The 25102-nt window shown below is 69.7% G+C and carries 20 protein-coding genes and 3 tRNA genes; all 23 read right to left on the bottom strand.

The window, feature by feature from the left end; translation table 11 throughout:
* Positions 1-63 precede the first annotated feature (63 nt).
* Positions 64-1257, bottom strand: coding sequence for an elongation factor Tu (gene tuf, locus ACLQ2W_RS11745; RefSeq protein WP_089155259.1), 1194 nt, complete (start codon positions 1255-1257; stop codon positions 64-66).
* 224 nt (positions 1258-1481) lie between these two features.
* Positions 1482-3578, bottom strand: a complete 2097-nt coding sequence (fusA, locus tag ACLQ2W_RS11750; protein WP_405091241.1) for an elongation factor G — start codon at positions 3576-3578, stop codon at positions 1482-1484.
* A gap of 79 nt (positions 3579-3657) precedes the next feature.
* Positions 3658-4128, bottom strand: coding sequence for a 30S ribosomal protein S7 (gene rpsG / locus ACLQ2W_RS11755; protein ID WP_077938296.1), 471 nt, complete (start codon positions 4126-4128; stop codon positions 3658-3660).
* A gap of 1 nt (position 4129) precedes the next feature.
* Complete coding sequence (gene rpsL, locus ACLQ2W_RS11760; RefSeq protein ID WP_007465318.1) at positions 4130-4504, bottom strand: 30S ribosomal protein S12; 375 nt, start codon at positions 4502-4504, stop codon at positions 4130-4132.
* A gap of 488 nt (positions 4505-4992) precedes the next feature.
* A complete protein-coding gene (locus ACLQ2W_RS11765) occupies positions 4993-5364 on the bottom strand; it encodes a hypothetical protein (protein ID WP_107157495.1) in 372 nt (123 codons plus the stop codon).
* Between the two features lie 651 nt (positions 5365-6015).
* Complete coding sequence (locus tag ACLQ2W_RS11770) at positions 6016-6384, bottom strand: hypothetical protein (protein ID WP_405091242.1); 369 nt, start codon at positions 6382-6384, stop codon at positions 6016-6018.
* Between the two features lie 90 nt (positions 6385-6474).
* Complete coding sequence (locus ACLQ2W_RS11775) at positions 6475-10362, bottom strand: DNA-directed RNA polymerase subunit beta' (protein ID WP_425786383.1); 3888 nt, start codon at positions 10360-10362, stop codon at positions 6475-6477.
* A gap of 80 nt (positions 10363-10442) precedes the next feature.
* Positions 10443-13874: a DNA-directed RNA polymerase subunit beta gene (locus tag ACLQ2W_RS11780; RefSeq protein WP_405091244.1), complete on the bottom strand. Its 3432-nt coding sequence runs from the start codon at positions 13872-13874 to the stop codon at positions 10443-10445.
* 574 nt (positions 13875-14448) lie between these two features.
* A complete protein-coding gene (gene rplL, locus ACLQ2W_RS11785) occupies positions 14449-14838 on the bottom strand; it encodes a 50S ribosomal protein L7/L12 (RefSeq protein WP_089155263.1) in 390 nt (129 codons plus the stop codon).
* Between the two features lie 53 nt (positions 14839-14891).
* Positions 14892-15440, bottom strand: a complete 549-nt coding sequence (gene rplJ / locus ACLQ2W_RS11790) for a 50S ribosomal protein L10 (RefSeq protein ID WP_281938123.1) — start codon at positions 15438-15440, stop codon at positions 14892-14894.
* Between the two features lie 314 nt (positions 15441-15754).
* Positions 15755-16447 carry a hypothetical protein gene (locus ACLQ2W_RS11795; RefSeq protein WP_425786384.1) on the bottom strand — a complete coding sequence of 231 codons (693 nt, stop codon included), beginning with the start codon at positions 16445-16447 and terminating at the stop codon, positions 15755-15757.
* A complete protein-coding gene (locus ACLQ2W_RS11800; RefSeq protein ID WP_425786385.1) occupies positions 16444-17535 on the bottom strand; it encodes an ABC transporter ATP-binding protein in 1092 nt (363 codons plus the stop codon). The genes ACLQ2W_RS11795 and ACLQ2W_RS11800 overlap by 4 nt, the downstream gene beginning before the upstream one ends.
* Positions 17536-17612: 77 nt before the next feature.
* A complete protein-coding gene (gene rplA / locus ACLQ2W_RS11805; RefSeq protein ID WP_107157430.1) occupies positions 17613-18329 on the bottom strand; it encodes a 50S ribosomal protein L1 in 717 nt (238 codons plus the stop codon).
* A gap of 85 nt (positions 18330-18414) precedes the next feature.
* Positions 18415-18846: a 50S ribosomal protein L11 gene (rplK, locus tag ACLQ2W_RS11810; RefSeq protein ID WP_107157429.1), complete on the bottom strand. Its 432-nt coding sequence runs from the start codon at positions 18844-18846 to the stop codon at positions 18415-18417.
* A 185-nt stretch (positions 18847-19031) separates the two neighbouring features.
* Positions 19032-19754 (bottom strand): transcription termination/antitermination protein NusG, encoded by a 723-nt coding sequence (nusG, locus tag ACLQ2W_RS11815; RefSeq protein WP_281938128.1) that lies wholly within the window; start codon positions 19752-19754, stop codon positions 19032-19034.
* A 35-nt stretch (positions 19755-19789) separates the two neighbouring features.
* Positions 19790-20194: a preprotein translocase subunit SecE gene (gene secE / locus ACLQ2W_RS11820; RefSeq protein WP_107157494.1), complete on the bottom strand. Its 405-nt coding sequence runs from the start codon at positions 20192-20194 to the stop codon at positions 19790-19792.
* A 215-nt stretch (positions 20195-20409) separates the two neighbouring features.
* Positions 20410-20482, bottom strand: a tRNA-Trp gene (locus ACLQ2W_RS11825).
* 127 nt (positions 20483-20609) lie between these two features.
* A complete protein-coding gene (locus tag ACLQ2W_RS11830) occupies positions 20610-21002 on the bottom strand; it encodes a MaoC family dehydratase (RefSeq protein WP_425786386.1) in 393 nt (130 codons plus the stop codon).
* Positions 21003-21004: 2 nt separating this feature from the next.
* Positions 21005-21454, bottom strand: a complete 450-nt coding sequence (locus tag ACLQ2W_RS11835) for an FAS1-like dehydratase domain-containing protein (RefSeq protein WP_425786387.1) — start codon at positions 21452-21454, stop codon at positions 21005-21007.
* Positions 21455-21577: 123 nt separating this feature from the next.
* Complete coding sequence (rpmG, locus tag ACLQ2W_RS11840) at positions 21578-21745, bottom strand: 50S ribosomal protein L33 (RefSeq protein ID WP_013288652.1); 168 nt, start codon at positions 21743-21745, stop codon at positions 21578-21580.
* Between the two features lie 132 nt (positions 21746-21877).
* Positions 21878-21950 (bottom strand) — tRNA-Met (locus ACLQ2W_RS11845).
* Between the two features lie 25 nt (positions 21951-21975).
* Positions 21976-22048 (bottom strand) — tRNA-Thr (locus ACLQ2W_RS11850).
* A 95-nt stretch (positions 22049-22143) separates the two neighbouring features.
* The gene (locus ACLQ2W_RS11855) at positions 22144-24672 is read right to left on the bottom strand and encodes a putative bifunctional diguanylate cyclase/phosphodiesterase (protein WP_425786388.1); all 2529 of its coding nucleotides are present in this window, start codon (positions 24670-24672) and stop codon (positions 22144-22146) included.
* Between the last annotated feature and the right edge of the window lie 430 nt (positions 24673-25102).

Below are 25102 nucleotides of genomic sequence, written 5' to 3' on the forward strand. Positions count from 1 at the left end.
TCGTTACGCAACCTGACTAGTATGCCGCACGACCGGCGGCGACGCTAATCGGGGTTACCCAGCTCACTTGACGATCTTGGTGACGCGACCCGCGCCAACCGTACGACCGCCCTCGCGGATCGCGAACTTGAGGTTGTCCTCCATCGCGATGGGCTGGATGAGCTTCACGGACATCGTGGTGTTGTCGCCCGGCATGACCATCTCGGTGCCCTCGGGCAGCGTGACGACGCCGGTGACGTCCGTGGTGCGGAAGTAGAACTGCGGGCGGTAGTTCTGGAAGAACGGGGTGTGCCGGCCGCCCTCCTCCTTGGAGAGGATGTAGACCGTCGCCTCGAACTCCGTGTGCGGGGTGTTGCTGCCCGGCTTGATGACCACCATGCCGCGCTCGACGTCCTCGCGCTTGGTGCCACGCAGCAGCAGACCGACGTTCTCGCCTGCGCGGGCGTCGTCCAGGGTCTTCCGGAACATCTCGATCGCGGTGACCTTGGTCTTGAAGCCCTTCTCGCGGATGCCGACAACCTCGACGTCCTCGTTCGGGAGCAGCACGCCACGCTCGACACGACCGGTGACGACGGTGCCACGACCGGTGATCGTGAACACGTCCTCGACGGGCATGAGGAACGGCTTCTCGGTCTCGCGCTCCGGCTGCGGGATCGCGGTGTCGACCGCGCTCATCAGCTCGAGCAGCTTCTCGGTCCAGACCGGGTCGCCCTCGAGCGCCTTCAGCGCGGAGACCTGGACGACCGGCAGGTCGTCACCCGGGTACTCCTGCGCCGACAGCAGCTCGCGGACCTCGAGCTCGACGAGCTCCAGGAGCTCCTCGTCGTCGACCATGTCGCTCTTGTTGAGCGCCACGACGATGTACGGCACACCGACCTGACGGGCCAGCAGCACGTGCTCGCGGGTCTGCGGCATCGGGCCGTCGGTCGCCGCCACCACCAGGATCGCGCCGTCCATCTGCGCGGCACCGGTGATCATGTTCTTGATGTAGTCGGCGTGACCGGGGCAGTCGACGTGCGCGTAGTGACGCGCCTCGGTCTGGTACTCGACGTGCGCGATCGAGATCGTGATGCCGCGGGCCTTCTCCTCCGGCGCCTTGTCGATCTCGTCGAACGGCGTGTACGGGTTCAGGTCCGGGTACTGGTCGTGCAGGACCTTCGTGATGGCCGCCGTCAGCGTCGTCTTACCGTGGTCGATGTGACCAATGGTGCCGATGTTGACGTGCGGCTTAGTCCGCTCGAACTTCGCCTTCGCCACTGGTGTCCTCCTGGTGGACTTTCTTGGTTCGTTCGCCCCGGTGCGCCGGTCGGCGCGTAGGACTCTGTCGACAGCCTTTCCGGCCTGACGGCCGGATAGCCTTTGTGGGTTCTGCGGCGATGAAGCCTACAGGCCCGGATTCACACAACCCGACCGAGGTGGCCGCGGGCGGGAGAACCCTCCCGCGACCAACCCCGGATCACCGGGTCAGCTCGGGGTGAGCGTCACTCACCCGTCGCCTTGGCGATGATCTCCTTCGCCACGCTCTGCGGCACTTCGGCGTAGGAGTCGAACTGCATGCTGTAGCTAGCCCGGCCCTGGGTCTTCGACCGCAGGTCGCCGACGTAGCCGAACATCTCCGACAGCGGCACCAGAGCCCGGACGACGCGAGCGCCGCTGCGCTCCTCCATCGCCTGGATGATGCCCCGCCGGGAGTTGAGGTCGCCGATGACGTCACCCATGTTCTCCTCCGGAGTGGTGACTTCAACGGCCATCATCGGCTCGAGCAGTGCGGGGTCGGCCTTGCGGGCCGCCTCCTTCATCACCATCGAACCGGCGATCTTGAACGCCATCTCGGACGAGTCGACCTCGTGGTACTGGCCGTCCAGCAGCGTCAGCTTGAGACCCACCAGCGGGAAGCCGGCGAGAATGCCGTACTGCATGGCGTCCTGGGCACCGGCGTCCACCGACGGGATGAACTCCCGCGGGATGCGGCCACCGGTGACGGCGTTCGCGAACTCGTAGGTCGGCGAGTCGTTGCCCATGGGCAGCGGCTCGAGGCTCACGATCACGCGGGCGTACTGGCCGGAACCACCGGTCTGCTTCTTGTGGGTGTACTCGACCTTGTCCACCTTGCGGCGGATGGTCTCGCGGTACGCCACCTGCGGCTTACCGATGTTCGCCTCGACGTTGAACTCGCGGCGCATCCGGTCGACCAGGATGTCCAGGTGCAGCTCGCCCATGCCGGAGATGACCGTCTGACCGGTCTGGTCGTCCAGCTTGACGCGGAAGGTCGGGTCCTCCTCGGCCAGCCGCTGGATGGCGGTGCTGAGCTTCTCCTGGTCGGCCTTGGTCTTCGGCTCGATGGCCACCTCGATGACCGGCTCCGGGAACGTCATCGACTCGAGGATGACCGGGTTCGCCGGGTCGCACAGGGTGTCACCGGTGGTGGTCTGCTTCAGACCCTGGACCGCGATGATGTCGCCGGCCTTGGCGGAGCCGCGCTCCTCACGCTTGTTGGCGTGCATCTGGTAGATCTTGCCGATGCGCTCCTTGCGGTCCTTGGTGGAGTTGACCACCTGGGACCCGGACTCGACCACGCCGGAGTAGACCCGGACGTAGGTGAGCTTACCGAGGTGCTTGTCGGTCTGGATCTTGAACGCCAGGCCGGAGAACGGCTCGGAGGGGGACGGCTTCCGCAGCATCGGCGTCTCGCCGTCGGTGGCCGTACCCTCGATCGCCGGAACGTCAAGCGGCGACGGCAGGAAGTCGATGACGGCGTCGAGCATGGGCTGCACGCCCTTGTTCTTGAACGCCGAACCGCAGAGCACGGGGTTGGCCTTGCCGGCGATGGTGGCCCGGCGGATGGCGGCCTTGGCCTCCTCGGCGGAGATCTCCTCGCCCTCCAGGTACTTCTCCATCACCGAGTCGTCGACGTCGGCGAGGGTCTCCATCAGCTTCTCGCGCCACTCGGCCGCGGAGTCGGCCAGCTCGGCCGGGATCTCCTCGATCGCGTAGTCCTCACCCTTCTGGGTCTCCCCGCGCCAGGTGAGGGCGCGCATGCCGATCAGGTCGACGACGCCGATGTGGTCGCCCTCGAGGCCGATCGGGATCTGGAGGACCAGCGGGGTGGCGTTGAGCCGGTCGATCATCATCTGCACGCAGCGGAAGAAGTCGGCGCCGGTCCGGTCGAGCTTGTTGACGAAGCACATGCGGGGGACGTTGTACTTGTCCGCCTGCCGCCACACGTTCTCCGTCTGCGGCTCCACACCGGCCACGCCGTCGTACACCGCGACCGCACCGTCCAGAACCCGCAGCGACCGCTCGACCTCGACCGTGAAGTCGACGTGGCCGGGCGTGTCGATGATCTGGATCGTGTGGCCCTTCCACTCGCACTTCGTGGCGGCGGAAGTGATGGTGATACCGCGCTCCTGCTCCTGCTCCATCCAGTCCATGACGGCGGCGCCCTCGTGGACCTCACCGATCTTGTACGTGATGCCGGTGTAGAACAGGATTCGCTCGGTGGTAGTGGTCTTACCGGCATCGATGTGCGCCATGATGCCGATATTGCGTACGTTGGCGAGCGCGTCTGCGGCGGCCACTTCAATCCCTACTTATCGTCGTCTCGACACAACTGGTGGTTGGTTCCGGCGCCCAAACCGGGCGCCGGAACCACAGGTGTTACCAGCGGTAGTGCGCGAAGGCCTTGTTGGACTCGGCCATCTTGTGCGTGTCCTCACGCCGCTTGACGGCGGCGCCGAGGCCGTTGCTCGCGTCCAGCAGCTCGTTCATCAGCCGCTCGATCATGGTCTTCTCGCGCCGGGCCCGGGAGTAGGTCACCAGCCAGCGCAGACCGAGCGTGGTCGCGCGGGCCGGCCGGACCTCGACCGGAACCTGGTAGGTGGCGCCACCGACACGACGGCTGCGCACCTCGAGGGTCGGCTTCACGTTGTCCATCGCCCGCTTGAGCGTGACGACGGGGTCGGTGCCGGACTTCTCGCGGCAGCCCTCCAGGGCGGCGTACACGATGCGCTCGGCGAGCTGACGCTTGCCACGCAGCAGGATCTTGTTCACCAGCTGGGTGACCAGGGGCGAGTTGTACACCGGGTCAGCGACCAGCGGCTTCCGCGGAGCGGGTCCCTTACGCGGCATGTCAGCTCTTCTCCTTCTTCGCGCCGTAGCGGCTGCGAGCCTGCTTGCGGTTGCGGACACCCTGGGTGTCCAGCGAGCCGCGAACGATCTTGTACCGCACGCCGGGGAGGTCCTTCACACGGCCGCCACGCACGAGCACGATCGAGTGCTCCTGCAGGTTGTGGCCGACGCCCGGGATGTAGGCGGTCACCTCGATCTGGCTGCTGAGCTTGACACGAGCGACCTTGCGCAGCGCCGAGTTCGGCTTCTTCGGGGTGGTGGTGTACACGCGGGTGCACACACCGCGCCGCTGGGGAGAACCCTTGAGCGCAGGGGTCTTGGTCTTGGTCGTCTTGGCCTGTCGGCCCTTTCGGACCAGCTGCTGAATGGTGGGCACCGGGTTTCTCCGCTCCCTTCGGCCGCTGCGAGGCGACCGCGCCGTCTGCTCTAGCCGGCCTGATGGACGGCTCTCCTACATTCCAGCCGGGGTCCCCTGAGGCGGCCCCAGCACCCGCGGTCGGGCGTGTCGCCCGAGTCACGGTCCCGGTGCCGGCCGCTGACGCGTCGTACCGGAATTTGGTCTTTGGTGGTGCGACCACACGATCACCGACTGAGCGGCTCCAGCGCACGCACGCATTGCCCGGGCGAGCCCGGGCGCAAGGGGAAAGAGTACCTACCACAGCCGCGCCGGTCAAAACGGATCGACTCGGGAGGACTGCATCGCAGCCCCGAACGGTCGGTTCCGGATCACCGGTGCGCCCCCGACAGGCACCTACGACCACAAGTGTACCGGCTCGTCCGGCGCACGGCCCGGCGGCCCCGACACCGGATGAGCGCCGAAGACCCGGACATACATTCCTCAACCGGTCAGCGACGCGCCGGCCGTCACGTGATCTGCACCACCAGGGCGATCCCGAGCCCGACCACGCTCAGCAGGAGCCCCACCGCGCCGCAGCTCAGCCCCGCCACGGCCAGGCCGCCACCGGTGAACCGGACCGCCGGTGGCGGCGCCGGTCGCCGGATCTGCCGGCGGGCGAGCAGCCAGGCCACGATCGCCCCGACCCCGGCCAGCGCACCGAGCACCGTGAACGCGCCGGCCGCCCACGCGCCGCCGTAGTCCGGCCCGGCGATGCCGAAGCAGAGGACCAGCAGCGACACCAGGATCGAGGCGACGCCGGTGATCAGCGAGCCGATCGCCAGCCCGGAGGTGACCGGCGGCACGTCGAGGTGCACCACCCCGAACGGGGTGCCCGGCACCGCGTCGACCCGCTTCGGCGGCCGGGGCGCCTCGCGCGGTGGCGGCGGGAGCGCCGGCGCCCCCCACCCGCCGCCGTGGCCGGGCTCGTTCCCCGGGTACGCCCCGAACGCCGCGCCTCCAGCGCCGTACCCGTGCTGTCCCGACGGGTACGCCGACCCGGGCCCGGCCGGTCCGGGCGGGTACGCCGACCCGAACGGTCCGGGCTGGTGTGCCGCCCCCGGCCCGGGCGACCCCGGATGGTGGGCCGGCGCGGACGCCGGACCGTGCCCACCCGGCGGATACGGTCCGGCCGGCGGCCAGGGACCGGGCGGCGCGGAGTGCGGCGGGGCCGGGTCCGGCGTCCGGGCCGAGTCGAACGGCGGCGCGGACGGGTCCGACGGCGGGGCGGAGTGCGGCGGCGGGCCCGGGTTCGACGGAGGGTTCGACGGACGGGGGTCGGACGGCGCGGCCCACGGGCTGACCGGGTCGGGGCCCGGCGACGCGGCGGCGTCCGGCTCGGAACCGGGGCGGATCGGGTCGCCTCCCGGCGCGGCCGGTTCCGTCACGGGGTCCTCCTGTCACCTGACTCACCCGCCACGCGGCGGACACCGGCCAGGCTACCGCCGCGCGTCACCACCGGGTGGGCCGGCGCGGGCCGCTCCCCCGCCCGGTCAGTCGAAGTTCGGGGCGAAGTCGTGCCCGAACGACGCGTCGGCGTGCCGGACCACCCCGATCACCACCGCGGCCACCACCGCCACGGCGGTCAGCAGCAGACCGATCCGGGCCAGCCGCTCACCGCGCCGCAGCCAGTCGGCGCCGGTCAGGTAACCGCCCGACGCGTACGCCTCCCGGCGGGCCTGCCGGGCCAGCGTGAGCGCGATGGTCGACGGCACCACCCCGCCGACGAAGAAGCCGGTCAGCGCGCCGATCAGGCCGAGGGCGAAGACCGCGCGGGCCTTCGTGGAGCGGACCGGATCCGGGTCGTGCGGATGGCGGTGCGCCTGCGGCACGTGGGGCGCCTGCCCGGGCACGGTCGTCATGCCTCCATCATGCCTCCGCTCCGGGCGCGACCGGGCCCCGGACGCGACGAGGCCCCCGGCGGATGCCGGGGGCCTCGTCGTCCGTGCGGGTTAGCGGTACGACCCGAAGTCGAAGTCGTCCAGCGGAACCGCCTGGCCGCTGGCCGGCCCGAAGCCGTAGTCGGTCTCCGGGTAGCCGGTCATCGAGTAGACCTTGGCCTTCGCCTCCTCGGTCGGCTCGACCCGGACGTTGCGGTACTTGCTGATGCCGGTACCGGCCGGGATGAGCTTACCGATGATCACGTTCTCCTTGAGGCCGATCAGCGAGTCGCTGCGGGCGTGGATCGCCGCGTCCGTCAGCACCCGGGTGGTCTCCTGGAAGGAGGCCGCCGACAGCCAGGAATCCGTGGCCAGCGAGGCCTTGGTGATACCCATCAGCACCGGGCGACCGGCGGCGGGCTCGCCACCCTCGCCGACGAGCCGGCGGTTCTCCGACTCGAACAGCGCCCGGTCGACGAGCACGCCCGGCAGGAACTCGGTCGAGCCGGAGTCGATGACCGTCACCCGCTTGAGCATCTGGCGGATGATGATCTCGATGTGCTTGTCGTGGATGAGCACACCCTGCGAGCGGTAGACCTCCTGGACCTCCTGGGTCAGGTGGACCTGGACCGCGCGCGGGCCGAGGATGCGCAGCAGCTCGTGCGGGTCGATGGTGCCCTCGGTGAGCTTCTCGCCGACCTCGACGTGGTCGCCGTCGTGCGCCCGGAGCCGGACCCGCTTCGAGATCTTGTCGTAGACGATCTCGTCGCTGCCGTCGTCCGGGATGACCACGATCTTGCGGGACCGCTCGCCGTCCTCGATCCGGATGCGGCCGGGGGTGTCGGCGATGGGCGCCTTACCCTTCGGCACCCGGGCCTCAAAAATCTCCTGGACACGGGGCAGACCCTGGGTGATGTCCTCACCCGCGACACCACCGGTGTGGAAGGTACGCATCGTCAGCTGCGTACCCGGCTCACCGATCGACTGGGCGGCGATGATGCCGACCGCCTCGCCGACGTCCACGGTCTTGCCGGTCGGCAGCGAGCGGCCGTAGCACGCACCGCAGACGCCCAGCTTCGACTCGCAGGTGAGCACGCTGCGCACCCGGACCGTCTCCACGCCGGCGGCGACGATCGCGTCGACGCCGATGGAGTTGATGTCCTGGCCGCGGTGGGCCACCACGGTGCCGTCCGGCCCCTTGATGTCGTCGGCCAGCGTCCGGGCGTGCACGCTGGTCTCGGCGTGCTCGTGCACGACCAGCTTGCCGTCGACCCGCTCGCCGATCTGCATCGGGATGGCCCGGTCGGTGCCGCAGTCCTCCTCGCGGATGATGACGTCCTGCGAGACGTCCACCAGACGCCGGGTCAGGTAACCCGAGTCGGCGGTACGCAGGGCGGTGTCCGCGAGGCCCTTACGGGCACCGTGCGTGGAGATGAAGTACTCCAGCACGGACAGACCCTCCCGGTACGAGGCCTTGATCGGCCGCGGGATGATCTCGCCCTTCGGGTTGGCCACCAGACCACGGATCGCCGCGATCTGCCGGAGCTGGAGCAGGTTACCGCGGGCACCCGAGTTGATCATCTTCCACAGCGGGTTCTCCTGCGGCAGCGCGGTGTCCATCTCCTTGGCGACCTCGTTGGTCGCCTTGGTCCAGATCTCGATCAGCTCGCCGCGGCGCTCCTCGGCGGTCATCAGACCACGCTGGTACTGCTTGTCGATCCGGTCGGCTTCCTTCTCGTACCGCTCCAGGATCTCCCGCTTGCGCGGCGGAGCGATGACGTCCTCCATGCCGATGGTGACGCCGGACCAGGTGGCCCAGTGGAAACCGGCCTCCTTGAGCCCGTCCAGAGTGGCCGCCAGGGCCACCTTCGGGAAGCGCTCGGCGAGGTCGTTGACGATCGCGGAGAGCTGGCCCTTGCGGATCTCGTAGTTCACGAAGCGGTAGCCCGGGGGCAGCGTCTCGTTGAACAGGACCCGACCCAGGGTGGTCTCGACGGTCACCGTTCCGCCCTCGACCCAGCCCTCGGGCGCGGTCCACGGCTCGGCGCCGGCGCCGTTGTCGACCCCGACGACGTCGTGCAGCCGGATCTTGACCGGGGTCTGCAGGTGCAGCTCGCCGTTGTCGTACGCCATCCGCGCCTCGGCGTCCGAGCTGAACGCCCGGCCCTCGCCCGTGCCACCCGGGGTGAGGTGGGTGAGGTGGTAGAGGCCGATCACCATGTCCTGGGTGGGCATGGTGACGGGCTTGCCGTCGGCCGGCTTGAGGATGTTGTTCGACGACAGCATCAGGATCCGCGCCTCGGCCTGGGCCTCGGCGGACAGCGGCACGTGGACCGCCATCTGGTCACCGTCGAAGTCGGCGTTGAACGCGGTGCAGACCAGCGGGTGGATCTGGATGGCCTTGCCCTCGACCAGCTGCGGCTCGAAGGCCTGGATGCCCAGGCGGTGCAGGGTCGGCGCGCGGTTCAGCAGCACCGGGTGCTCGCCGATGACCTCTTCCAGCACGTCCCACACGACCGGCCGCTGCCGCTCGACCATCCGCTTGGCGGACTTGATGTTCTGCGCGTGGTTGAGGTCGACCAGCCGCTTCATCACGAACGGCTTGAACAGCTCCAGGGCCATCTGCTTGGGCAGGCCGCACTGGTGCAGCTTGAGCTTCGGGCCGACCACGATGACCGAACGGCCGGAGTAGTCGACGCGCTTGCCCAGCAGGTTCTGGCGGAACCGGCCCTGCTTGCCCTTGAGCATGTCGGAGAGCGACTTCAGCGGCCGGTTACCCGGGCCGGTCACCGGACGACCACGACGGCCGTTGTCGAACAGCGCGTCGACGGCCTCCTGGAGCATCCGCTTCTCGTTGTTGACGATGATCTCGGGCGCGCCGAGGTCGATCAGTCGCTTGAGGCGGTTGTTCCGGTTGATCACCCGGCGGTAGAGGTCGTTCAGGTCGGAGGTCGCGAAACGGCCACCGTCGAGCTGCACCATCGGACGCAGGTCCGGCGGGATGACCGGGACGCAGTCCAGCACCATGCCGAGCGGGGAGTTGCGGGTGTTCTGGAACGCCGCGACGACCTTCAGCCGCTTGAGCGCCCGGATCTTCCGCTGGCCCTTGCCGGAGCGGATGGTCTCGCGCAGGTTCTCCGCCTCGGCGGTGAGGTCCATGTTCTGGACCAGCGCCTTGATGGCCTCGGCGCCCATGCTGCCGGTGAAGTACTCACCGAAGCGGTCGCGCAGCTCGCGGTAGAGCAGCTCGTCGGTGACGAGCTGCTTCGGCTCCAGCTTGCGGAAGGTGTCGAGGACCTCGTCGAGGCGGTCGATCTCGCGCTGGGCCCGGTCGCGGATCTGGCGCATCTCGCGCTCTCCGCCCTCCTTGACCTTGCGCCGGACGTCCGCCTTCGCGCCCTCGGCCTCCAGCTCGGCCAGGTCGGCCTCCAGCTTGGCGGCCCGCTTCTCGATCTCCGAGTCGCGGCTGTTCTCCGACTGCCGCTTCTCGGCCAGGATCTCGTTCTCGATGGTCGAGAGGTCACGGTGACGCGACTCGGCGTCCACGCTCGTCACGACGTACGAGGCGAAGTAGATGATCTTTTCGAGGTCCTTCGGGGCGAGGTCCAGCAGGTAGCCCAGCCGGCTCGGCACGCCCTTGAAGTACCAGATGTGGGTCACCGGAGCGGCCAGCTCGATGTGACCCATCCGCTCCCGGCGAACCTTGGAGCGGGTCACCTCGACGCCGCAGCGCTCGCAGATGATGCCCTTGAAGCGGACCCGCTTGTACTTACCGCAGTAGCACTCCCAGTCCCGCTGCGGACCGAAGATCTTCTCGCAGAAGAGCCCGTCCTTCTCCGGCTTGAGGGTGCGGTAGTTGATGGTCTCGGGCTTCTTGACCTCGCCGTGGGACCACTGACGGATGTCGTCGGCGGTGGCGAGACCGATGCGCAGCTCGTCGAAGAAGTTGACGTCGAGCACTGTGTCCCCTATGTCGTCGTCTGTACTGCTAGCTAACGGGCGGGATCGGGGGCCGGCGAGCCGGCCCCCGATTCATCGCCTCAGACCTCTTCGACCGAGCTCGGCTCGCGCCGGGACAGGTCGATGCCCAGCTCCTCCGCCGCCCGGAACACCTCGTCGTCGGTCTCGCGCATCTCCAGGGCCACACCGTCGCTGGAGAGCACCTCGACGTTGAGGCACAGCGACTGCAGCTCCTTGAGCAGCACCTTGAACGACTCCGGGATGCCCGGCTCGGGGATGTTCTCGCCCTTGACGATCGCCTCGTAGACCTTGACCCGGCCGAGGACGTCGTCGGACTTGATGGTCAGCAGCTCCTGCAGGGCGTAGGCGGCGCCGTACGCCTGCATGGCCCAGCACTCCATCTCACCGAAGCGCTGGCCACCGAACTGCGCCTTACCACCCAGCGGCTGCTGCGTGATCATCGAGTACGGGCCGGTCGACCGGGCGTGGATCTTGTCGTCGACCAGGTGGTTGAGCTTCAGGATGTAGACGTAGCCGACCGCGATCGGGTCGGGCAGCGGCTCACCGGAACGACCGTCGAACAGCTGCGCCTTGCCGGTGCGCCCGATGAGCTGGTTGCCGTCCCGGTTGGGCAGGGTCGACGCCAGCAGGCCGGAGATCTCCTCCTCGCGGGCACCGTCGAAGACCGGGGTGGCCACGTTGGTGTCCGGCTCGGACTCGTGCGCGTTGATCGACTTGAGCTGGCGCTTCCACTCCGCGTCGTCGCCGTCCACACTCCAGCCGGTCTTGGCCACCCACCCGAGGTGGGTCTCCAGGACCTGGCCGATGTTCATCCGGGACGGCACACCGAGCGGGTTCAGCACGATGTCGACCGGGGTGCCGTCCTCCAGGAACGGCATGTCCTCGACCGGCAGGATCTTGGAGATGACGCCCTTGTTGCCGTGGCGGCCCGCGAGCTTGTCACCGTCCTGGATCTTGCGCTTCTGGGCCACGTAGACCCGCACCAGCTCGTTCACGCCCGGGGGCAGCTCGTCGCCGTCCTCGCGGGAGAAGGTACGCACACCGATGACCGTGCCGGTCTCGCCGTGCGGCACCTTCAGCGAGGTGTCCCGGACCTCGCGCGCCTTCTCACCGAAGATCGCGCGGAGCAGCCGCTCCTCCGGGGTCAGCTCGGTCTCACCCTTCGGCGTGACCTTGCCGACCAGGATGTCGCCGGGGACGACCTCGGCGCCGATCCGGATGATGCCGCGCTCGTCGAGGTCGGCGAGCATCTCCTCGCTGACATTCGGGATGTCGCGGGTGATCTCCTCCGGGCCGAGCTTGGTGTCCCGGGCGTCGACCTCGTGCTCCTCGATGTGGATCGAGGTGAGCACGTCCTGCTGCACGAGGCGCTGCGACAGGATGATCGCGTCCTCGTAGTTGTGGCCCTCCCAGCACATGAACGCCACGAGCAGGTTGCGCCCGAGCGCCATCTCGCCCTCGTCGGTGCACGGACCGTCGGCGACGACCTGACCGGCCTCGACGCGGTCGCCCTCGAAGACGACCGGCTTCTGGTTGACGCAGGAGCCGGCGTTGGAGCGGCGGAACTTGTGCAGCAGGTACGTCCGGCGGTGGCCGTCGTCCTGGTGCACGGTGATGTAGTCCGCGCACAGGTCCTCGACCACACCGCCGACCTCGGCGACGACCACGTCGCCGGCGTCCACGGCCGCGCGGTACTCCATGCCGGTGCCGACCAGCGGGGCCTCGGCCTTGACCAGCGGCACCGCCTGACGCTGCATGTTCGCGCCCATGAGCGCGCGGTTGGCGTCGTCGTGCTCCAGGAACGGGATCATCGCGGTGGCGACCGAGGTCATCTGCCGCGGCGAGACGTCCATGTAGTCGACGGCGCTGGGGACCACGTCCTCGGTCTCGCCACCCTTACGGCGGCACAGCACCCGGTCCTCGGCGAACGTGCCGTCCGACTTCAGCGGGGCGTTGGCCTGCGCCTTGACGAACCGGTCCTCCTCGTCCGCGGTCAGGTAGTCGATCTGGTCGGTGACCCGACCGTCGATGACCTTCCGGTACGGCGTCTCGATGAAGCCGAACGGGTTGACCCGGGCGAACGTGGACAGCGCGCCGATCAGGCCGATGTTCGGGCCTTCCGGCGTCTCGATCGGGCACATCCGGCCGTAGTGGGACGGGTGCACGTCCCGGACCTCGAAGCCGGCCCGCTCCCGGGACAGACCACCCGGGCCGAGCGCGCTCAGCCGGCGCCGGTGGGTCAGACCCGCCAGCGGGTTGGTCTGGTCCATGAACTGGGACAGCTGCGACGTGCCGAAGAACTCCTTGATCGCCGCCACCACCGGGCGGATGTTGATCAGGGTCTGCGGCGTGATCGCCTCGACGTCCTGGGTGGTCATCCGCTCGCGGACGACCCGCTCCATCCGGGAGAGACCCACCCGGACCTGGTTCTGGATCAGCTCGCCCACGGTACGCAGGCGACGGTTGCCGAAGTGGTCGATGTCGTCGGCCTCGTAGCCGTCCTCACCGGCGTGCAGCCGGCAGAGGTACTCCACGGTGGCGACGATGTCGTCCTCGGTCAGCGTGCCGGTGTTCATCGGCACGTCGACTTCGAGCTTCTTGTTGAACTTGTAGCGCCCGACCTTGGCGACGTCGTACCGCTTCGGGTTGAAGAAGAGGTTGTCGAGCAGGGTCTGGGCGTTCTCACGGGTCGGCGGCTCGCCAGGGCGGAGCTTCCGGTAGATGTCGAGCAGCGCCTCGTCCTGGCCGGCGATGTGGTCCTTCTCGAGCGTGGTCATCATCAGCTCGGACCAGCCGAACTTCTCGCGGATGCGCTCCGCGGACCACCCGATGGCCTTGAGTAGGACGGTGACGGCCTGCCGACGCTTGCGGTCGATGCGGACGCCGACCGTGTCGCGCTTGTCGATGTCGAACTCCAGCCAGGCACCCCGACTCGGGATGACCTTGACGCTGGAGAGGTCGCGGTCGGAGGTCTTGTCCGGCTGCTTGTCGAAGTAGACGCCCGGCGAGCGGACGAGCTGGCTGACCACGACGCGCTCGGTGCCGTTGATGATGAAGGTGCCCTTCGGCGTCATCATCGGGAAGTCACCCATGAACACCGTCTGGCTCTTGATCTCGCCGGTGGTGTTGTTGGTGAACTCCGCGGTCACGAACAGTGGCGCGCAGTAGGTCAGGTCCTTCTCCTTGCACTCCTCGATCGAGGCCTTGACCTCGTCGAAGCGCGGAGCGGAGAAGGAGAGCGACATGGTGCCGGAGAAGTCCTCAATGGGACTGATCTCGTCGAGGATCTCCGCGAGACCCGAGCGTGCGTGCGGGTCGTCCGCCGACCGGCCCTGCCAAGCCTCGTTGCCGACGAGCCAGTCGAAGGACTCGTTCTGAATGGCAAGGAGGTTGGGGACCTCGAGGTGTTCGGTGATCCGGCCGAATGAAACTCGGCGGGGTGCGAAAGCGCTCGACGTACGACTGGTCTTCGCAGGGCGGGAAGCTGCCAAGATGCGTCCTTCCGAGGACCGGTGCTGCAGAACGGCTGGTACGCGTGCACTCCAATGACCCCACCAGAAATATCCACAATCGGACATTTCCGAGCAGGGGTCAAGTCGGAAGGCAGCGCAAACTAGCAGTGTAGCCGAGAGGCTAACCGCTGTCCAGCCCACCCCGCAGGTCGTCGCGGAACAAGCCCTGGGACCTCGGAAACCCGGGTCCATCGGGCCGCTCGGAACGCGACGCTCCTGCCGGTCCGCTCGGGAGCCGCGGCGTTGGTGCTGCCGTTGCCCTTACCCGAGTGGCGGCCGTTGCAAGCGCGGAAGGTCTTGCTGATGCCAGCGTGCCTGCCGGCCGGTGCCGCGTCAAGGGCCGGTTACCGCTCAGAGTGTCTTTCCCACCGACGGGCTACCGGCTCCCCATCGCTGAGAGGCCGGTACGAGGAACCTGTACGCCCTGCTCACGGCGCTTCCAGCGGGTGACACCACGACAGCGGGCGGTGACCCGGTCTCCCGGATCACCGCCCGCTGCGACACGGTGTGCCCCGGCTCACGTGAGCCGGACGCGCGTCAGGTCAAACCACTGTCACTTGAGGGTGACCTTGGCGCCCTCGCCCTCGAGCTTGGCCTTGGCCTTCTCGGCGGTCTCCTTGTTGGCCTTCTCCAGGACGGCCTTCGGAGCGGCCTCGACCAGGTCCTTGGCCTCCTTGAGGCCCAGGCCGGTCAGCTCACGCACGACCTTGATGACCTGGATCTTCTTGCCACCGTCGGCGTCGAGGATGACGTCGAACTCGTCCTTCTCCTCCTCGGCCGGGGCGGCGGCAGCGCCACCGGCACCGCCGGCAGCGGCAACCGCGACCGGAGCGGCGGCGGTGACCTCGAAGGTCTCCTCGAACTGCTTCACGAACTCGGAGAGCTCGATCAGCGTCATCTCCTTGAACGCGTCGAGCAGCTCGTCGGTGCTGAGCTTCGCCATGTCTGGCGTCCTTTCTGAAAGTGGAAACTAAGAATGTGGTGCGCCGTGCGGCCTCAGGCCGCCTCGGCGCCCTCCTGCTCGCGCTTCTTGTCCGCCAGGGCGGCCGCCGCGCGGGCGGCCTTGGAGAGCGGCGCCTGGAACAGGGCCGCGGCCTTGCTCAGGTTGCCCTTCATGGCGCCGGCCAGCTTGGCCAGCAGCACCTCGCGGGACTCCAGGTCGGCGAGCTTCGTGACCTCGGCCGCGGAAATGGCCCTGCCCTCGAAGACACCGCCCTTGATGACGAGCTTCGGGTTGGCCTTCGCGAAGTCGCGAAGCCCCTTCGCCGCCTCGACGACGTCGCCCGAAACGAAAGTCAGCGCGGTAGGACCGGTGAACAGCTCGTCGAGGCCGGAGATGCCCGCATCGGTCGCGGCACGCTTGGCCAGCGTGTTCTTCGCGACCGTGTAGCTGGTCTCCTTGCCGAGCGCGCGCCGCAGCTGGGTGAGCTGCGAGACCGTGAGCCCGCGGTACTCGGTGAGCACGGTGGCTCCCGAGGTGCGGAAGTTCTCGGTCAGCTCGGCGACGGCCGTGGCCTTGTCGGCCCGGATCGGCTTGTCCGCCATGTCCCTCCTCTCTCGTTACTCGGAGCTGGCACGCCGGCGACGGGACGTCGCGACGGCGGCGGAGGCACCACGACAACGAAAAAGCCCCGGCGCGGGGCGCACGGGGCGAGGGCCGGGATCATGGAACACAGTCGGCGGACCGTGCCTGACACCGAGTTTCGCTTGCCGCCCTGCGCGGGTCGCCCGTCGTCGCGGGACCTTCGACCGTGCCGGGGCACGGTGACCAGCGGTCTTTGGGTGGAACTACCGGTTCAGGTTACGCGACGTGCGGCAGAGCGCCAAATCGCCCCGGAGTGCTCCGGGTCACCCGGCGGTCAGGCCCGGGTGCGCCGCCCCCAGGCGTAGCCGGCCAGCGCCACCGCCACCCACAGCGCCGCCCAGCCGGTGAGCAGCAGCCCCACGCCGGGCGTCACCGGCGCGGTGACCGCCCGCGCGGTCGCCATCACCGGCGGGACCAGCCACGGCACCACCGAGTCGGACAACCCGCACACCACCACCCCGACCACGCCGACCGCCAGCACCGCCGCACCGTAGCCGGCGCTGCGGGTGATCGGCCGGCTGGCCAGCGCGCCGAGCGCCACCGCCGCCGGCAGCGCGAGCAGGTGCGCCCAGACGCCGAGCGCCACCCCGACGAGCGCCGGCCGGCCCCCCGGCCCGCCCGCCAGCGACACCGCGCCGAGCGGCCACGGCATCGCCAGCGCGACAAGCACCACGGCGAGCCCGGCCACGAGCGCCGCGAGCAGCCCGGCCGCCCGTTCCCGGGCCGGCCCGACCACGACCCGGGCCAACCGGCGCTGCACGTCGGGTTCGACGTCCAGCAGGATCTTGGTCTGCCAGGCCAGCACCGGGAAGATCACCACCGCGGAGACGCCGTAGACCTCCGCCGGTCGGCCCGCGCCACCGCCGCCGTAGAGGATGCCCAGGGCGAGCAGGCCGGTCAGCACCGGCGCGAGCGCCCGTCCGGTACGCACGAAGCCGGCCAGCCGCAGCCGGACCAGCGCGATCACCGGCCCACCTCCGACGCCACGCCGGCGCGGCCGGCACCGGCATCCGGCGTCCCCGACCCGGCCCCGGCCCCGACGCCCGGCACGCCGGGGACATCCGGTGACCCGCCATCGGCCTCGACCACAGACGCGCCGGAGCGGCCCGGTGGTCCGGCATCGGCCCCGACCGCGGACGCGCCGGAGCGGACCGGTGACCCCCCATCGGCCTCGACCACCGATACGCCGGACCGGACCGGTGGTCCGGCATCGGCCCCGACCGCCGACGCGTCGGACCGGCCCGGCGCCGGCGACTCGCCGGGGGCCTCGACGCCCGGCCCGCCGGCGGGAGCCGGTGCCGGTGACCCGGCGGCGGGCGGGACGGCGGGTTCGCGTACCCGAAGGATCTGGTGGCCGTCGGCGCGCAGGCGGGCGACGGCGGCGGCGAGCCCCGCGGCCGGCACCGCCAGCTCGACCACCGCGACGGCCGAGCCCTCGGACGACGCCTCCTCGGCCAGCGTGCCGTCGGTGACCGACCAGCGGCGGGCGCCGGGCAGCCGGACCGTCTCGCCCCGGTGGTCACTGACCAGCACCGCACCGCCGCCGGCCAGCACCTCGCCGATCATCTCGGGGACCAGCTCGCGGGCCGCCGCGTCGAGCCCCTCCCAGGGCTCGTCGAGCACCAGCAGGCCGGGCGGGCGCAGCAGCGCCTGGGCCAGGCCGACCTTCTGCGCGGTGCCCTTGGAGAGCTGCGGCAGGCTCACGTCGGAGAAGCGGGTCAGGCCCAGCCGCTCCACCCAGTGGCGCACCGCCCGGTCGGCGGCGGGACCGGGCAGGCCGGCGACGCGGCCCATGGCGGCCAGGTAGTCCCCGACGGTGAACGGCTGGTCGGCGGGGAAGCGTTCCGGCACCCAACCGACTGTCGCCGGCCGGTCGACCACCCGACCACGGCTCGGCCGCAGCACCCCGGCGGCGAGCTGGAGCAGCGTGGACTTGCCCGCGCCGTTGCGGCCGAGCACGACCGCGACCTCGCCCGGACCGATCGTCGCGTCGACCTGTCGCAGCACCCAGGGGCCGTGCCGGTGGTACCGGAGCCAGACGCCGTCGAGCCGCATGCGCCGAGCCTGCCACAACGGACAGACGGACGGGGCCCCGCCACGTGGTGGCGGGGCCCCGTCCGGGAGGTGCGTGCTCAGGCCTCGGCCGAGCCCTCCTGCAGGTTCTTGATGAGCTTCGGGTCGACCGGGACGCCCGGGCCCATGGTGGTGGTCAGCGTGACCTTCTTGAGGTACGTGCCCTTGGCCGCGGACGGCTTGGCACGGAGGACCTCGTCCAGCACCGCGGCGTAGTTGTCGATCAGCTGGTTCTCCGAGAAGGAGGCCTTGCCGATGATCAGGTGCAGGTTCGAGTGCTTGTCCACCCGGAAGGTGATCTTACCGCCCTTGATGTCCGCGACCGCCTTGGTGACGTCCATGGTCACGGTGCCGGTCTTCGGGTTCGGCATGAGACCGCGCGGGCCCAGGATCCGCGCGATCCGGCCGATCTTGGCCATCTGGTCCGGCGTGGCGATCGCCGCGTCGAAGTCCAGCCAACCGCCCTGGATGCGGGCGACCAGCTCGTCGGTGCCCACCTCGTCCGCACCCGCGGCGGCGGCCTCCTCGGCCTTCGCGCCGGCGGCGAAGACGATCACGCGGGCGGTCTTACCGGTGCCGTGCGGCAGGTTGACCGTGCCGCGGACCATCTGGTCCGCCTTGCGGGGGTCGACGCCGAGGCGCATCGCGACCTCGACCGTGGCGTCGAACTTGACGTTGGTGTTCTCCTTGGCCAGCTTCACGGCCTCGGCGGGGGCGTACAGCTTCGACCGGTCGATGACCTCGGCGGCCTTGCGGTAGCTCTTGCTGCGCTGCATTTCTGGTGACTCCTGTGGTCTCTGGCGGGCGCGCGGGACTCGCGGCCCTCCCACGAACGGATCGGGTGGAGCGGGTACGACGAGATCAGTCGGCGACGGTCAGGCCCATCGACCGGGCGGTGCCGGCGATGATCTTCTCGGCCTGCTCGATGTCGTTGGCGTTGAGGTCCGCCATCTTCTTCTCGGCGATCTCGCGCAGCTGGGCGCGGGTGACCGAGCCGACCTTCTCCTTGTGCGGGACGCCCGAGCCCTTCTGCACGCCGGCGGCCTTGATCAGCAGCCGGGCGGCGGGCGGGGTCTTCAGCACGAAGGTGAAGGTGCGGTCCTCGTAGACGCTGATCTCGGCGGGGACGACGTCGCCACGCTGGGACTCGGTCTGCGCGTTGTAGGACTTGCAGAACTCCATGATGTTCACGCCGTGCTGGCCGAGCGCGGGGCCGACCGGCGGCGCCGGGGTGGCCTGGCCCGCCGGCAGCTGAAGCGTGAAAGTCTTGACGAGCTTCTTCTTCGGAGGCATGTCTCTTCCTGGGGCTTGAAACTGGATTCTCCGCCGCCCGCGGGCGCGCACGGTCAGCGCGGTGCGGACGGCCGACGTTCAAGGGTAGCGCAACCCGCTACCGGCTTTGCCGCCGAGGTCGGCGACCGGTGGAACGGCACACCGGCGGCCGGCCCGGGAAGGCCGACCGCCGGTGCGGACATCCGTCAGATCTTGGCGACCTGGTTGAAGTTCAGCTCGACCGGGGTCTCCCGGCCGAAGATCGACACCAGCACCTTGAGCTTCTGCTGGTCAGCGTTGATCTCACTGATCGTCGCCGGCAGCGACGCGAACGCGCCGTCGGTGACGGTGACCGAGTCGCCGACCTCGAAGTCGAGGACCTTGATCTCGGGCTTGGCCTTCTTCTGCTCGGTCTCGACCGCCGGGGCGAGCCACTTGAGCACCTCGTCGAGGCTCAGCGGCGCCGGCCGGTCGGCCCGGTCGGTGGCGCCGACGAAGCCGGTGACCCCCGGGGTGTTCCGGACGCAGGAGTAGGACTCCGCGGTCAGCTCCATCCGGACCAGGATGTAGCCCGGGAAGACCTTCGCCTGGACCTGAGACCGCTTGCCGTTCTTGACCTCGACCTCTTCCCGGGTCGGCACCTCGACCTGGTAGATGTAGTCCTCCATGTCGAGGGACGTGATCCGGGTCTCGAGGTTGGTCTTGACCTTGTTCTCGTAGCCGGCGTACGAGTGCACCACGTACCAGTCACCGGGCGCGTAGCGCAGCTTCTGGCGCAGCTCGGCGACCGGGTCGAAGTCCTCGTCCGGGGCCGGCTCGGTGGTCGGGAACTCCGGCTCGCTGGCGGCCTCGACCGACTCGTTGTTGGCCGCCGTCGCCACCGCGGACTGCTCGTCCGGGGTCTCGGCGGTCTCGTCGTACTCAGGCACGCTCGCTCACTTCCGTCAGTATTACTGTGCGCAGGTCAGCTGGGGTTGCCGAAGACCCACAGCACCGCCTTGGCGAAGCCGTAGTCCAGACCGGCCACGATCGCCAGCATCACCGCCACGAAGGTGACCACCACGGCCGTGTAGGTCAGCAGCTCCTTGCGGGTCGGCCAGATGACCTTACGCAGCTCGGCCACGACCTCGCGGAAGAACCGCGCGATGCGGGCGAACAGCCCGATCCGCTCGGTGTCCTTGCGGGTCTTCCGGCCCTCGGCCGGCTCGGCCTGGGCGCGCTTGCGGGTGGCAGTGCCGCCCCGGGAGACCGGCTCGTCCGCGTCGGCGGCGTCGTCGGCCACGTCGTCGTCGGCCACGCCGTCGACGGTCGCGTCGTCGTTCAGACGCTCGTCGCCGTCGTCCTCGCCGCGCCGCTTCTTCTCGGCCACTTCGCCCTCCGTGCGGGTATGGGGTCGCACGCCGGGCGGCGTGCGCGGCGTGTTGGTCACGCCGGCCGGACCAACCGTCCCGCGACGGGCCGCGGCCGGCGGACCGGACGGGAGGGCCCCGAACGCCTCGGAACCACCCCACCGGTGCCACCACCACGGGCCGGACGCCGCCGCGAACGGCGGCGCGACCCACGGGAACGGTCAGGCCTGAGGCGCAGGGGTGACAGGACTTGAACCTGCAGCCTGCGGTTTTGGAGACCGCTGCTCTGCCAATTGAGCTACACCCCTGTGCGGCAACTCACCTCCACCCGGACATGTTGTGCCGAGCGGGGGTCACTTGCCCCACGGCGGACCAGTGTACGGGTAGTCGTGCGACTTTCCCAACCGGTCTGCCCCTCGCGCGTCGGGTGGCCCCTCAGCGAGGAGTACGGATCAGTGCCCGGGCCTGCGACAGCACCTTCTCGCCCCGACAGGTGGCGGTGATGTCGAGCCTGGTCAAGCCCGCCTCGGTGACCTCCTTGACCACGGCGGCGACCTCGATCTCGGTGCCCTCGTCGGTGTCCGGCACGACCACCGGCCGGGTGAAGCGGACACCGAAATCGATCACCGCGTCCGGCGCGCCGGCCCAGCCGGCGACGGCGCGACCGACCAGCGCCATGGTGAACATGCCGTGGGCGATGACCCCGGGCAGGCCCACCCCGGTGGCGGTCCGGTCGCTCCAGTGGATCGGGTTGAAGTCCCCCGAGGCGCCGGCGTAGCGGACCAGGTCCGCCCGGGTCACCCGGAACGTCTGGACGGGCAGTTCCATGCTCACGCCTCCTCCCGACGTACGACGATCTTGGACCAGACCGCGACCACCGGCTCACCGGCCACGGTGCCCACGTCGGTGCGGGTGGTCAGGAAACCGTGCCCGCCCCGGCTGTTGACGTCCTCGATGACGCTGACGCACACCAGCTCGTCACCGGCCACCACCGGCCGGGTGTACGCGAAGCGCTGGTCGCCGTGGACCACCCGGCTGTAGTCGACGCCCAGCGCCGGGTCATCGACGATCTGCTGGTTGGCCGCCATGGTGATGATCACCGGGAAGGTCGGCGGCGCGACCACGTCGGGGTGGCCGAGCGTCCGGGCCGCCTCCGGGTCGTGGTGCGCCGGGTCGATCGCGCCGATGGCGGTGGCGAACTCGCGGATCTTTTCTCGGCCCACCAGGTAGGGGGCGGTCGGCGGATAGGTCCGGCCGACGAAGGACGGGTCCAGGGACATGCCGCGAACCTACACGGAACACACGAACGCCGATCCGCGCGGTCGAGCGACCTTCTCAGGCCGTCGACCGGTGCGAATCGGCGTACGGGATGCTGCTGCGGGGCCGGCGGTGCCGGCCGGGCGTCAGCGGGTCTCGCGGTGGACGGTGTGCTTGCCGTCCCGGGGGCAGAACTTCTTCAGCTCGATGCGGTCCGGGTCGTTACGGCGGTTCTTGCGCGTGATGTAGTTGCGCTCCTTGCACTCCACACACGCCAAAGTGATCTTCGGCCGGACATCGGTCGCCTTCGCCACGGCGGAGTGCCTTCCTCGCTCACGGATATCAACTACGGCGTGTCAGCCTACGCGCTGACCACGCGGACATGCAAAGTGGGCGCCCTGTGGCGCCCATCCCACCGACCACCGGGCGGACCCGGGGGACGAGAGTAGCGGTGGCCGGACTTGAACCGGCGACACAGCGATTATGAGCCGCTTGCTCTACCATCTGAGCTACACCGCCGTGGCGGGTCCAGCCGGACCCTTTGAGCCCCCTTACGGAATCGAACCGTAGACCTTCTCCTTACCATGGAGACGCTCTGCCGACTGAGCTAAGGGGGCCTGCTCGATCACCCTTCGGGTGTCGCGCAGAGGAAACAGTACACGACCGCGTCGCGGAGGTGAAATCGGATCCCCCCGACAGGTGCCAGCCCTGCTCAGGGCACCACACGCAGGCGCGGCAGCTCCCCCGCGACGACCGTCTCGGGGTCGACCTGGGCGCCGAACCACGCCTCCAGGCGCTCGTACGGCAGCGGCCGGCTGAACAGGAAGCCCTGGCCGATCTCGCAGCCGATGTCCTGGAGCAGCTCCAGGGTCAGCTCGCTCTCCACCCCCTCGGCCACCACCGTCAGGCCGAACTGCTGGGAGAGCGTCACCACCGCGTTGACGATGGCCAGATCGCCCGGGTCGGTCGCCATGCCCTGCACGAACGACCGGTCCACCTTCACCTCGTGCACCGGCAGCCGGCGTAGTTGGGCCAGCGACGAGTTGCCGGTGCCGAAGTCGTCCACCGAGAGCCGGACCCCGATGTCGCGCAGACAACGCAGGATCGGCACCGGCCGTTCGGTGCCGTCCAGCACGCCCGCCTCGGTGATCTCCAGCGTGAGCCGCTGCGGCGGCACGCCGTACTCCGTCAGCAGCTCCCGCACCAGACCCGGGAAGCGCGGGTCGTTCACCGTCCGGGCGGCCAGGTTGACCGAGACGCAGAGCGGCTGCTCGCCGTGGCTCCAGTCGCGGCTGCGCCGCAGGCTCTCCCGCAGCACGAACTCGGTGAGCCGGCCAAGCTGGCCGGTGTGCTCGGCCACCGCCACGAAGTCGTCCGGCGAGACCGTGCCGTGCGCCGGGTGCTCCCAACGCGCCAGGCACTCCACGCCCACCAGGCGGCGGTCCCGCAGCGTGACCTTGGGCTGGAAGTAGACCTCCAGCGCGCCGTCCTCCAGCGCCCGCTTCAGGTCGCCGGCGAGACCGAGCCGGCGCAGCGACCGCGACTCCAGCGCCGGGCTGTAGAGCTGCACGCTGCCCGGCACCGACTTCGCCGCGTTGGCCGCCAGGTCGACGCGTTGGAGCAACGCCACCGCGTCCCCACCGTGGTCGGGGTGGACGGCCACGCCGACGGCGGTGTCCACGTCCAGGGTGAGCGCGTCGAAGACCATCTCGTCCCGGATCTGCTCCCGGAGCTGGGTCGCCAGGTCCAGCGCGGCCTCGACGCCCTCCAGCCGGAGCGTCACCAGGAACTCGTCCCCGCCGGCGCGACCGACCAGCGCCGAGGAGGGCGCGCAGGCCCGAAGCCGCTCGGCCACCTCGACCAGCACCTTGTCGCCGGCCGCGTGGCCCAACGACTCGTTGACCTGGCGCAGCCGGTCGACGTCGAAGAGCAGCAGCGCCACCACCTCGCCGGGGGCGCGGATCTTGACCGCCTCCCCCACCGCCGCGATGAGTCGCCGCCGGTTCGGCAGCTTGGTCAACGTGTCGTGCTCGGCGTCGTGCCGCAGCCGGTCGACCAGGCGGGAGTTCTCCAACGCGACCGCGGCGTGCGCGGCGACGGTCTCCAGCAGCGGCACGTCGGTGCGGCTGAACGAGTTGCTGGCACCGAGCCGGTTGGCCACCTCAAGGGTGCCGACGACCGCCTGCCCGGAGCGCAGCGGCACCACGATGACGTCCTTGACCCGCTGCTCGGTGAGCGCGGTCCGCAGTTTCCCGTCCGCGCCCGCGCCGCGGGTGAGCACAAGCGTCTGCCCGTCCCGGCGGACCTGCTCGCGCAGGGCGGCGGGCGTGGGCGCCACGTCCAGCAGCCCCGGGTCGGCGATCCGGGAGGTCAGCAGCACCTCCGGGTGGCGGCGTTGCGCGGGCAGCCAGAGCGTCGCGTACTCCGCCTGGAGCATCGACCGGACGCGGCCCAGCAGGGCGTCGGCGAGCGTGCCGTCCTGGCCGCTGCCGCTGACCGCGCGGCTCAGCTCGTACATGTCGGAGAGCGTCCGGTGCTGCCGGAAGAACTGCGCGTACGCGCGGTAGACAAGCGCCAGCGCGGAGATCAGCGCGGAGAGCAGGACCAACGACCACCAGTTGGAGGTGATCAGGATCAGGACGATCAGACCGGCGACGATGTTGATGCCGGCGGAGAACAGCGCGGAGGGCGACTTGCGGAACGCGTCGCGGCCGGTCTGCCAGCCCTGGACCAGCGTGTAGACGCCGGCCACCGACGTGATGCTGACCAGGTTGACCATGATGGCGGCGGTGAACAGCGTCAGCCAGGTGCGCGGGCCCACACCCTCGACCGGGGGCAGCACCTGCAACACCAGCACGGCGAGCGAGGAGCCGGCCGCCGCACGGGCGACGTTGAACCAGAGCTTCGTCGCGCCCATCCGGTGCCAGAGATGGGTGAGGATCGCGGCCCCGGTGCAGATCGCGACCACCGTCAGCGGACGGGTCAGATAGAACGCGAGCACCAAGGGGATCTCGGTGATCGTCACACCGAGCGACTGGCGTCGTACGGTGAAGTTGAGCACCGGAAGCCCGGCGGCGACCATCGCCACCAGCAGCACCACCGCCAGCGGCCAGCCGCCGAACGGATGGTCACTGATCAGACCGGTCACCGTCGAACAGACGACAGCGAAAAGGACGAGCGGCCCGGTGATCAGCCAAGCGTGATCATTGGACCGCGAGCCCTTGACGGGCTGTGCGGACATGCCGCCCCTTCCGTCGATCGACGTTCGCCTGGCTCGGAGGGGACGGTGAACGTCAGCGAGTCGCAGGCATGTTCCAGATGACGTCCGCGGTCTGCATGTCGCCGAGCTCGGGCCCTGCGCCGACCAGGACGCCACTCATGACAGCGGCAAAAACCAGCATTGAGCCAAGCAGCCGGCCCAGTCTTCGACCAGACATGTTCGCTCTCCTGTCGGGGATGGGACACCGGGGATGGTGGAGGTTCCACGATCGTGCCACAGGGCCCGCACGCAGGAAAGCGGTGGGAACAGGCCCGATCCGACCGTCGAAAAGGTTTCGCCGATCGGCCCGGTGCCAGAGGGACGCGAAGCCAGATCAGCGGGCTCAGGGGCCTCGCGGCCGTCCGTCCATTGCGTATTCCGACCTTCAGCGCGAACTGATCTAGGCGGCCTC

Origin of the sequence: Micromonospora sp. DT227, from assembly GCF_049841835.1 — a bacterium.
Classification (GTDB): domain Bacteria; phylum Actinomycetota; class Actinomycetes; order Mycobacteriales; family Micromonosporaceae; genus Micromonospora.

Excerpts from the sequence above, each read along its gene's own strand:
- rpsG (WP_077938296.1), bottom strand. The coding sequence starts at position 4,128 with ATGCCGCGTAAGGGACCCGCTCCGCGGAAGCCGCTGGTCGCTGACCCG.
- ACLQ2W_RS11770 (WP_405091242.1), bottom strand. The coding sequence starts at position 6,384 with ATGACGACCGTGCCCGGGCAGGCGCCCCACGTGCCGCAGGCGCACCGC.
- rplL (WP_089155263.1), bottom strand. The coding sequence starts at position 14,838 with ATGGCGAAGCTCAGCACCGACGAGCTGCTCGACGCGTTCAAGGAGATG.
- rplJ (WP_281938123.1), bottom strand. The coding sequence starts at position 15,440 with ATGGCGGACAAGCCGATCCGGGCCGACAAGGCCACGGCCGTCGCCGAG.
- ACLQ2W_RS11800 (WP_425786385.1), bottom strand. The coding sequence starts at position 17,535 with ATGCGGCTCGACGGCGTCTGGCTCCGGTACCACCGGCACGGCCCCTGG.
- rplA (WP_107157430.1), bottom strand. The coding sequence starts at position 18,329 with ATGCAGCGCAGCAAGAGCTACCGCAAGGCCGCCGAGGTCATCGACCGG.
- rplK (WP_107157429.1), bottom strand. The coding sequence starts at position 18,846 with ATGCCTCCGAAGAAGAAGCTCGTCAAGACTTTCACGCTTCAGCTGCCG.
- ACLQ2W_RS11830 (WP_425786386.1), bottom strand. The coding sequence starts at position 21,002 with ATGGAACTGCCCGTCCAGACGTTCCGGGTGACCCGGGCGGACCTGGTC.
- ACLQ2W_RS11835 (WP_425786387.1), bottom strand. The coding sequence starts at position 21,454 with ATGTCCCTGGACCCGTCCTTCGTCGGCCGGACCTATCCGCCGACCGCC.
- ACLQ2W_RS11855 (WP_425786388.1), bottom strand. The coding sequence starts at position 24,672 with ATGTCCGCACAGCCCGTCAAGGGCTCGCGGTCCAATGATCACGCTTGG.